This is a genomic window from Kitasatospora sp. NPDC059803, from assembly GCF_042732255.1.
Taxonomy (GTDB): Bacteria; Actinomycetota; Actinomycetes; order Streptomycetales; family Streptomycetaceae; genus Kitasatospora.
In genome coordinates this window covers 3,947-13,144 of the sequence record NZ_JBHWIJ010000031.1, presented here as the reverse complement: position 1 = coordinate 13,144, position 9,198 = coordinate 3,947, and the positions used below count along the sequence as shown (strand labels likewise).

The 9,198-nt window shown below is 70.3% G+C and carries 7 protein-coding genes; 6 read left to right on the top strand and 1 reads right to left on the bottom strand.

Annotated elements, in window-relative coordinates:
• Positions 1-174: 174 nt before the first annotated feature.
• The 6 genes from ACFV6I_RS07985 to ACFV6I_RS07960 all read left to right on the top strand — a co-directional run bounded on the left by ACFV6I_RS07985 (position 175) and on the right by ACFV6I_RS07960 (position 7,231).
• Positions 175-1,797, top strand: coding sequence for an ABC transporter substrate-binding protein (locus ACFV6I_RS07985; RefSeq protein ID WP_380423915.1), 1,623 nt, complete (start codon positions 175-177; stop codon positions 1,795-1,797).
• A 117-nt stretch (positions 1,798-1,914) separates the two neighbouring features.
• Entirely contained in the window at positions 1,915-2,841 is a 927-nt protein-coding gene (locus ACFV6I_RS07980) for an ABC transporter permease (RefSeq protein WP_063347955.1), read from the top strand.
• 76 nt (positions 2,842-2,917) lie between these two features.
• Entirely contained in the window at positions 2,918-3,832 is a 915-nt protein-coding gene (locus ACFV6I_RS07975; protein ID WP_380423928.1) for an ABC transporter permease, read from the top strand.
• 16 nt (positions 3,833-3,848) lie between these two features.
• Positions 3,849-4,901: an ABC transporter ATP-binding protein gene (locus ACFV6I_RS07970; RefSeq protein WP_063347954.1), complete on the top strand. Its 1,053-nt coding sequence runs from the start codon at positions 3,849-3,851 to the stop codon at positions 4,899-4,901.
• Entirely contained in the window at positions 4,891-6,021 is a 1,131-nt protein-coding gene (locus ACFV6I_RS07965) for an ABC transporter ATP-binding protein (RefSeq protein ID WP_380423914.1), read from the top strand. The genes ACFV6I_RS07970 and ACFV6I_RS07965 overlap by 11 nt, the downstream gene beginning before the upstream one ends.
• Before the next feature lie 160 nt (positions 6,022-6,181).
• Positions 6,182-7,231 carry an ABC transporter ATP-binding protein gene (locus ACFV6I_RS07960; RefSeq protein WP_063347953.1) on the top strand — a complete coding sequence of 350 codons (1,050 nt, stop codon included), beginning with the start codon at positions 6,182-6,184 and terminating at the stop codon, positions 7,229-7,231.
• 23 nt (positions 7,232-7,254) lie between these two features.
• On the opposite strand, the gene ACFV6I_RS07955 is transcribed toward ACFV6I_RS07960, so the two are convergent.
• The gene (locus ACFV6I_RS07955) at positions 7,255-8,967 is read right to left on the bottom strand and encodes an ABC transporter family substrate-binding protein (RefSeq protein ID WP_380423913.1); all 1,713 of its coding nucleotides are present in this window, start codon (positions 8,965-8,967) and stop codon (positions 7,255-7,257) included.
• Positions 8,968-9,198 lie beyond the last annotated feature (231 nt).

Here is a 9,198-nt window from a genome sequence, read left to right as displayed (position 1 = left end):
AGCCCCGCCGCCCCCCGCTGCGCGGGGCGTGGTCGCGGGCGGCGCCCACCGCCCCGCGACACACCCACCCCGGGGGGGGGGGGCCCCCCGGCCGGGCCCCCCCTGACTCGCGCCGTCAGCCGGGCACGCTTCTCATGGGGTGTGATGCGACACACACCACGAGGAGGGACCACCATGCCCGTAGCCGCCCGTGCTCGCTGGGTCCTCGCCGCTGCGACATCCGTGGCCCTGGTGGCCGCCGGGTGCAGCGGCGGCGGCGCAAGCAGCAACAGCTCGCCGGACAGCAGCAAGAGCTTCAGCTACCAGAGCAGTGAGCCGCAGAACCCGCTGCAGCCCGCCAACGCGAACGAGGTCGGCGGTGGTCGCGTCATCCAGAACCTCTTCAAGGGGCTGGTCGACTACGACCCCGCCACCGCCAAGATCCGGATGCAGGTCGCCGACAAGATCGACACCAGTGACTCCCAGACCTTCGACGTCACGCTGAAGGACGGCTGGAAGTTCCACGACGGCACGCCGGTGCACGCCAAGAACTTCGTGGACTCCTGGAACTGGAGCGCGACCACCAGCAACAACCAGATCAACAGCTCCTGGTTCTCCGACATCGAGGGCTACCAGAACGTCCACCCCGTCAGCGGCCAGCCGACCGCGACCAAGATGTCCGGCCTGACCGTGGTCGACGACCTGCACTTCACCGTCAAGCTCAGCAACAAGGTCTCGTACTTCGAGTACAAGCTCGGCTACATCGCCTTCTCCCCGCTGCCGGACGCCTTCTTCAACGACCCGACCGGGTACGGGCAGAAGCCGGTGGGCAACGGCCCCTACCAGTTCGTCAGCTGGAACCACAACTCCGAGGTCGTCACCAAGGCCTTCCCGGACTACCAGGGCGTCGACAAGCCGAAGAACGGCGGCATCGTCTTCAGGATGTACACCACGTCCGAGGCCGCCTACGCCGACCTCCAGTCCAGCAACCTGGACGTGATGGACCAGGTGCCGCCGTCCGCGCTGGCGACGTACAAGAGCGACCTCGGCGACCGGGCGATCGACGCCCCGCAGGGCGCCATCCAGAACATCGGCTTCACCCTCTACCAGGCCGACTGGGCCGCGCCCGACAAGGCCAAGGTGCGCCAGGGCCTGTCCATGGCGATCGACCGCGACACCATCACCAAGACGGTGCTGCAGAACTCCCGCAAGCCGGCCACCGCCTGGGTGGCCGAGGGCGTCGAGGGCTACAAGGACGGCGCCTGCGGCGACTTCTGCAAGTTCGACCCGGCCAAGGCCAAGCAGCTGATCAGCGACGGCGGCGGCGTCCCCGGCAACAAGCTGCTGATCACCTACAACTCCGACGGCGGCCACAAGGAGTGGGTCGACGCGGTCTGCAACTCGATCCGGCAGAGCACCGGCGTCGAGTGCCTCGGCGACCCGAAGCCCGACTTCAAGACCGCGCGCGCCGCGATCACCGGGCACCAGGTCAACGGCGCCTTCCGCACCGGCTGGGTGCAGGACTACCCGCTGAACGCCAACTTCCTGTCCGACGTGTACCGCACCGGCGCCGCGTCCAACGACTTCGGCTACAGCAACCCGCAGTTCGACCAGGCGGCCACCAAGGCCGACGAGGCCGCCAGCGTCGCCGACACGGTGACCGGCTACCAGCAGGCCGAGGCGGTGCTGCCGAGCGGGATGCCGGCCATCCCGCTCTGGTACTACCGCACCAACTCGGGTTACTCGACCAAGGTGCAGAACGTGAAGTTCGACTCCTTCGGCAACCCGGCCTGGACCCAGGTCGAGGTCAAGGGCTGATCCCCCGACCCCTCGCGCCGGCCCCGCCCTTCCCGCACGGAGGGCGGGGCCCGGCCCTCCCGGCCGACCGTCCCCGGCCGGCCGTGCACCCAGGGCACGTCTAGGAAGGAGGCTCGGATGGGCAGTTACGTGCTGCGGCGGGTGCTGCAGATGATCCCGGTGTTCTTTGGCACCACGCTGCTGATCTTCCTGATGGTCTACACGCTGCCGGGCGACCCGGTGTCGGCGTTGTTCGGCGAGAAGGCCGCCGACCCGGCCATCGTGGCCAGCATCAAGCACAAGTACTTCCTGGACCAGCCGGTCTGGAAGCAGTACCTGCACTACATGGGGAACCTCTTCCAGGGGGACTTCGGGACGAGCTTCACCGGCCGTCCCGTCTCCGAGATCATGGCGACCGCCTTCCCGGTCACCATCCGGCTCGCGCTGATGGCCTTCGTCTTCGAAGTGGTCCTCGGCCTCGCCCTGGGCATGGCCTCCGGCCTCCGGCGCGGCAGCATCCAGGACACCCTGGTGCTGATCCTCACCCTGGTGGTGATCTCGATCCCGGTCTTCGTGCTGGCCTACATCGCGCAGACGATCTTCGCCACCAACCTCGGCTGGGTCACCCCGACGGTGCAGGACTCCACCGACCTCTCCCAGCTGATCCTGCCCGCGATCGTGCTGGGCTCGCTCTCGCTCGCGTACGTCGCCCGGCTCACCCGGACGTCCATCGGCGAGAACCTGCGGGCCGACTACATCCGCACGGCGGTCGCCAAGGGCCTGCCCCGGCGGACCGTCATCTCCCGCCACCTGCTGCGCAACTCGCTGATCCCGGTGGTCACCTTCCTCGGCACCGACCTCGGCGCCCTGATGGGCGGGGCGATCGTCACCGAGGGCATCTTCAACGTGCAGGGCGTCGGCAACGTCCTGTACCGGGCGATCAACCAGAAGGAAGGCCCCACCGTGGTCGGCATCGTGACCGTCCTGGTGATCGTCTACCTCGTCGCCAGCCTGCTCGTCGACCTGCTCTATGCGGTCCTGGACCCGAGGATCCGCTATGCCTGACATCCACGACGAGAACTCCTACGAGCCGCACCCCAAGCCCGGGGTCTCACACCTCGACTACGCCGGGGAGCAGGGCATGGCGGTCGAGCAGGAGACCCTGGTCGAGCCCGACCCGGCCAAGCGGGAGGAGGCCCGCAGCCTCTGGGGCGACGCCTGGCGGGACCTGCGCCGGCGGCCGATCTTCCTGATCTCCGCCGTGCTGATCCTGCTGCTGGTCGTCATGGCGATCTTCCCCTGGGCGTTCACCGACGCCGACCCGCGCAAGGCCGACCTGATCCACGACTACCTCAGGCGGCCGGACTGGACGGACTTCTTCGGCGCCGGCTGGTTCGGCTACGACGGGCAGGGCCGGTCGATCTACGCCCGGGTGGTGTACGGCGCCCGGGCCTCGATCACCGTCGGCATCTGCGTGACCCTGTCGGTCACCGTGCTCGGCGGACTGGCCGGCATGGTCGCCGGCTACTTTGGCGGCGCCGTCGACGCGGTGATCTCCCGGATCACCGACATCTTCTTCGGCCTCCCGCTGCTGCTCGGCGCCCTGGTGCTGCTGAACGCCTTCACCACCCGCACGGTGTGGAGCGTGGTCATCGCGTTGGCCTTCCTCGGTTGGACCCAGATCGCCCGCGTCATGCGCGGCGCCGTGCTGACCGTCAAACAGTCCGACTACGTGGTGGCCGGCCGGGCGCTCGGCGCCGGGACGGGGCGGCTGATGTTCCGGCACATCCTGCCGAACGCCATCGCCCCCGTGATCGTCGTCGCCACCATCGCGCTCGGCGGCTACATCGCCACCGAGGCGACGCTGAGCTTCCTCGGCATCGGTCTGCAGGACCCGACCATCTCCTGGGGCATCGACATCTCCTCCGCCCAGAAGGTGATTCGGACGGCGCCGTACGTGCTGTTCTTCCCGGCCGTGGCGCTCTCCGTCACCGTGCTGGCCTTCATCATGCTGGGCGACGCGGTGCGCGACGCCCTCGACCCGAAGCTTCGCTGAGCGAGGGGAGCGCAACGTGAGTACAGCCGTGGACGCCACCAGGTCCGAGCGGGCCGCGTCGTACGAGGGGCCGCTGCTCGACGTCCGCGACCTGCACGTCGAGTTCGTCACCCGGGACGGCGTGGCCAAGGCGGTCAACGGGGTCGACTACAGCGTCCGGGCGGGGGAGACGCTCGCGGTGCTCGGCGAGTCCGGCTCGGGCAAGTCGGTGACCGCGCAGGCGATCATGGGCATCCTGGACATGCCGCCGGCCCGGATCCCGCGCGGGGAGATCCGCTTCCGCGGCCGGGACATGCTGAAGATGGGCAACGAGGAACGGCGCAGGATCCGCGGCCAGAAGATCGCGATGATCTTCCAGGACGCGCTGTCCTCGCTCAACCCCGTGCTGACGGTGGGCTTCCAGCTCGGCGAGATGTTCCGCGCCCACCGGGGGGCGTCCCGCAAGGAGGCCAAGGAGAAGGCCGTCGAGCTGATGGAGCGGGTGCGCATCCCGGCGGCCAAGCAGCGGGTGAACGACTACCCGCACCAGTTCTCCGGCGGCATGCGCCAGCGCATCATGATCGCCATGGCGCTGGCCCTGGAACCGGACCTGATCATCGCGGACGAGCCCACCACCGCGCTGGACGTCACCGTGCAGGCCCAGGTGATGGACCTGCTCGCGGAGCTCCAGGCGGAGTTCCACATGGGCCTGATCCTGATCACCCACGACCTCGGCGTGGTCGCCGACGTCGCGGACAAGATCGCCGTGATGTACGCCGGCCGGATCGTCGAGACCGCCCCGGTGCACGACCTGTACGCGCGCCCCGCGCACCCGTACACCCGCGGCCTGCTGGACTCCATCCCGCGGCTGGACCAGAAGGGCCAGGAGCTGTACGCCATCAAGGGCCTGCCGCCCAACCTGCTGCGGATCCCCCAGGGCTGCGCCTTCAACCCGCGCTGCCCGCGGGCGCAGGACCGCTGCCGGGCCGAGGTGCCGGAGCTGTACCCGGTCGCCGAGGACGACGGAGCCCCGCTGGCCGGGCGGGGCAGCGCCTGCTTCTTCTGGAAGGAGACCCTCCATGGCCGCTAACGGGTCCAGCGCACTGGGCGCCGCGGTGCCGGAGGAGGCCGCCTTCGCCCAGGAGGTGCCGCGCGGCGAGCCGATCCTCGAAGTCCGGGACCTGGTCAAGCACTTCCCGCTGACCAAGGGCGTGCTGTTCAGGAAGCAGGTCGGCGCCGTGAAGGCCGTCGACGGGGTCTCCTTCGACCTGAGGCAGGGCGAGACGCTGGGCGTCGTCGGCGAGTCCGGCTGCGGGAAGTCCACGCTGGCCAAGGTGCTGATGAACCTGGAGCCGGCCACCGGGGGATCGGTCCGCTACAAGGGAGAGGAGATCTCCCGGCTGTCCGGGTCGGCGCTGAAGGCCGTCCGCCGCAACATCCAGATGGTGTTCCAGGACCCGTACACCTCGCTGAACCCGCGCATGACGGTCGGCGACATCATCGGGGAGCCGTTCGAGATCCACCCCGAGGTGGCGCCCAAGGGGGACCGTCGCAAGGCCGTCCAGGACCTGCTGGACGTGGTCGGGCTCAACCCCGAGTACATCAACCGCTACCCGCACCAGTTCTCCGGCGGGCAACGCCAACGCATCGGCATCGCACGGGGGTTGGCGCTCAAGCCCGAGATCATCATCTGCGACGAGCCGGTCTCTGCCCTGGACGTGTCCGTCCAGGCACAGGTGATCAACCTGCTGGACAAGCTGCAGGGCGAGTTCAACCTCTCGTACATGTTCATCGCGCACGACCTCTCCATCGTCCGGCACATCTCCGACCGCGTCGGCGTGATGTACCTCGGCAAGATGGTCGAGATCGGCAGCGATGCCGAGATCTACGACCACGCCACCCACCCGTACACCCAGGCGCTGCTCTCCGCCGTCCCCGTTCCGGACCCGACGGCCCGGGAGTCGCGGGACCGGATCGTGCTCACCGGGGACGTGCCCTCGCCGGCCAACCCGCCGTCCGGCTGCCGCTTCCGCACCCGCTGCTGGAAGGCGCAGGACCGCTGCGCGGCCGAGATCCCGCTGCTTGCCTCGCCGTCCTGGCTGGGCGGGGCGGCCCGGCACGACTCGGCGTGTCACTTCGCTGCGGAGCGCGAGATTGGGCAGAGTGCGGCGGAGCGCGAGGCTGGGCAGGGGGATACCGGGCCCGGTTAGCGGCTCGCGGGATCCAGGGCGCGCCCCCCGCACCGGGGGGTGCGCCCTTTCTTGTGATGGAAAAGAGACGTGCCGCGCAATTCCGCAAGTGGGGTCGGGTCGTTGATAGTTGCTCTGCGCGTATAGGTGCTCGCTGCCGCGCTGGGGGAGGGCTGCTCGGATGGACATGGTGGAGGTGATCGGCGGCGGTCGGGAGGACCTGGTGCCCGGGACCCCGCTGCTGGAGGTCGACGACCTGCACGTCGAGTTCCGTACCCGGGACGGCGTGGCCAGGGCCGTCAACGGGGTGAGCTACTCGGTGTCGGCCGGGGAGACGCTGGCGGTGCTGGGCGAGTCCGGTTCGGGCAAGTCGGTGACCGCGCAGGCGATCATGGGCATCCTGGACGTGCCGCCCGGGCGGATCACCGGCGGGCGGATCCTCTACCGCGGCGAGGACCTGCTGACCATGGGCTCCAAGGCCCGGCGGTTCGTCCGGGGCCAGAAGATCGCGATGATCTTCCAGGACGCGCTGTCCTCGCTCAACCCGGTGCTCAGCGTGGGCTACCAGCTCGGCGAGATGTTCCAGGTGCACCGCGGCGCCAGCCGCAAGGAGGCCAGGGAGAGGGCCATCGAGCTGATGGACCGGGTGCGGATCCCGGCGGCCAGGCAGCGCGTCGGCGACTACCCGCACCAGTTCTCCGGCGGCATGCGCCAGCGCATCATGATCGCCATGGCGCTCTCCATGGAGCCGGACCTGATCATCGCGGACGAGCCCACCACCGCGTTGGACGTCACCGTCCAGGCCCAGGTGATGGACCTGCTGGCCGAGTTGCAGCACGAGTTCCACATGGGGCTGATCCTGATCACCCACGACCTCGGTGTGGTCGCCGACGTCGCGGACACGATCGCGGTGATGTACGCGGGCCGGATCGTCGAGACGGCCCCGGTGCGCGACCTGTACGCGCGCCCCGCCCACCCGTACACCCGGGGCCTGCTCGACTCGATCCCCCGGCTGGACCAGAAGGGGCAGAACCTCCACGCCATCAAGGGCCTGCCGCCCAGCCTCCTGGAGGTCCCGCAGGGCTGCGCGTTCAACCCGCGCTGCAACCGGGTGCAGGACCGCTGCCTGAGCGAACTCCCGCCGCTGGTACCGGTGGTGGACGCCGAGGGCGCCGAACTGCCGGGCCGGCGCAGCGCCTGCCACTTCTGGCGGGAGACCCTGCACGGCTGAGGGCGCCTACGCGTCGCCGCCGCCTACCGCTCGAAGCCGACGTTCTCCCAGACGATGTCGGACAGCCCCTGGGCGCCGATGTTGGCGAGGTTGGCGCGGGCGCCGTACAGCTGCGGGCGCTGGTAGAGCGGCAGCACGCCGGCCACCTTCCACAGCTCGCCGTCGGCCTGGTTGATCGCCTCGGAGGCGGTGGCCGCGTCGGGTGCGGCGGCGGCCCGGTCGAGGGCGGCGTCCACCGCCGGGCTGCCCGCGCCGACGTGGTTGGTGCCGCCGTTCTGGACGAAGTCGGCGCGGTTGCCGCTGGCCGGGAAGGGCGTGCCGAGCAGCGAATAGGCGGTGATGTCGAAGTCGCCGCGGTTGACGTACTTGTCGAAGAACTCGTTGGCGGCGGCGGTGACCGTGGTGACCTTGATGCCGACGTCCTTGAGCGTCCTGGTGGCGCTGTCGGCCTCGCTCTGCGCCTGGGTGACGCCGGCCGGGATGACCATCCGCAGGTTCAGCTCGCGGCCGTTGCGCTTGCGGACGTCGCCGTCGAGCCGCCAGCCGGCCGCGTCCAGCTTGCGGGCGGCCTCGGCGGGGTCGTAGCGGCTGAGGCCGAGGGAGTTGTCCCGGTAGGCGTTCTGGTTGGCGACCAGCAGGTGGTTGTTGAGCGGGGCGGCGGGCCAGTCCAGGCCGTTCAGGTCGGAGCGGATGACGGCGTCCCGGTTGACGGCCTGGAAGACGGCCTGGCGGACGGTCGCGTCGCTGAGCGCCGGGGTGCGGGCGTTGAGGGTGAGCTGGCGGAAGTCGGGCCCGCCGGCTCGGCGGACGGCGGCGCCCTTGGTGCTCTTGATGGTCTGGTAGCCGGCGACGTCCGGGCCGTTGTTGAAGAGGTCGATCTCGCCCTTGGCGAAGGCGGGGGCCATGGCGTTGGGCAGCATGGCGTGGAAGACGATCCGGTCCAGCATCGGCTTGTCGCCCCACCAGGCGGGGTCGGCGACCAGGGTGATGGTCTGGGCGGCGCGGTCCAGCCGTTCGACCTTGAACGGGCCGGCGGTGACCGGGATCGCGTCCAGGTAGGCGGAGTTGAACAGCTCCGGGGTGGCGAGCCGGCTCGCGGGCAGCAGCGGGGCGTTGGCGGCGCCGTTGAACATCGACTGCCACTCGGAGAACGGCCGGTCGAAGGTCATCACCGCCTGGAAGTCGTCCTTGCCCCGCTCGACCGAGGAGACCTGTTCGAAGCCGGTGTTGCTGGCGGGCCGGTAGGCCGGGTCCTTCCCGTTCAGCGCGCGCCAGTTGGCTTCGAGGTCGCGCCAGGTGATCGGGGTGCCGTCGGACCAGTGGGCCTTCGGGTTGAGCGTCCAGACGACGACCTGCCGGCCGTCCCGCAGCTCCGCGTGGGCGTCTTGCAGGTAGGCCGGGTTGACGGTCTGGGTGCCGGCCGCGTCGGAGCGGAAGAAGGTCGGCAGCAGCGGCTTGCTGACGCTGATCGTCGAGGACTCGCTGCCGTCGGTCTGGATCGGCGACCACTGGCGGGAGAACTGGGCGATCGCCAGGTGCAGGGTGCCGCCCTGGCGCAGCTGGGAGCGCTCGCGCGGGTTGACGTCGATCGAGGTGAGCTTGGGGGCCCCGGTGGCGGACGGCCCGTCCGCGGCGGCGCCGCCCTGGCCGGAGGCGCACGAACAGAGCGTCAGTGAGAGCGACAGGGCGGTGAGACCGGCGAGCAGGGCCGTCCGGTGCTGGAGGCGGCGGCTCATCGGCGTGCTCCCCGAGGTGGCTGTGGCGGAAGGTGTGGCGGAAGGTGTGGCGTCACATCTTGCTGACCGGGAGGGGGAGTTGTCGAGGGGGGGGGCGGGTGGCGGCCCCCCCCCCGGGGGCCCCCCCGGGGCCCCCCCACGGGGGGCCCCCCCCCCGGTTTTTCCGCCCCGCACCGGGGGGGGCGCCCGCGGCCGGCGGGGACCGGCCGATCGACCTGGAGACCATCGACG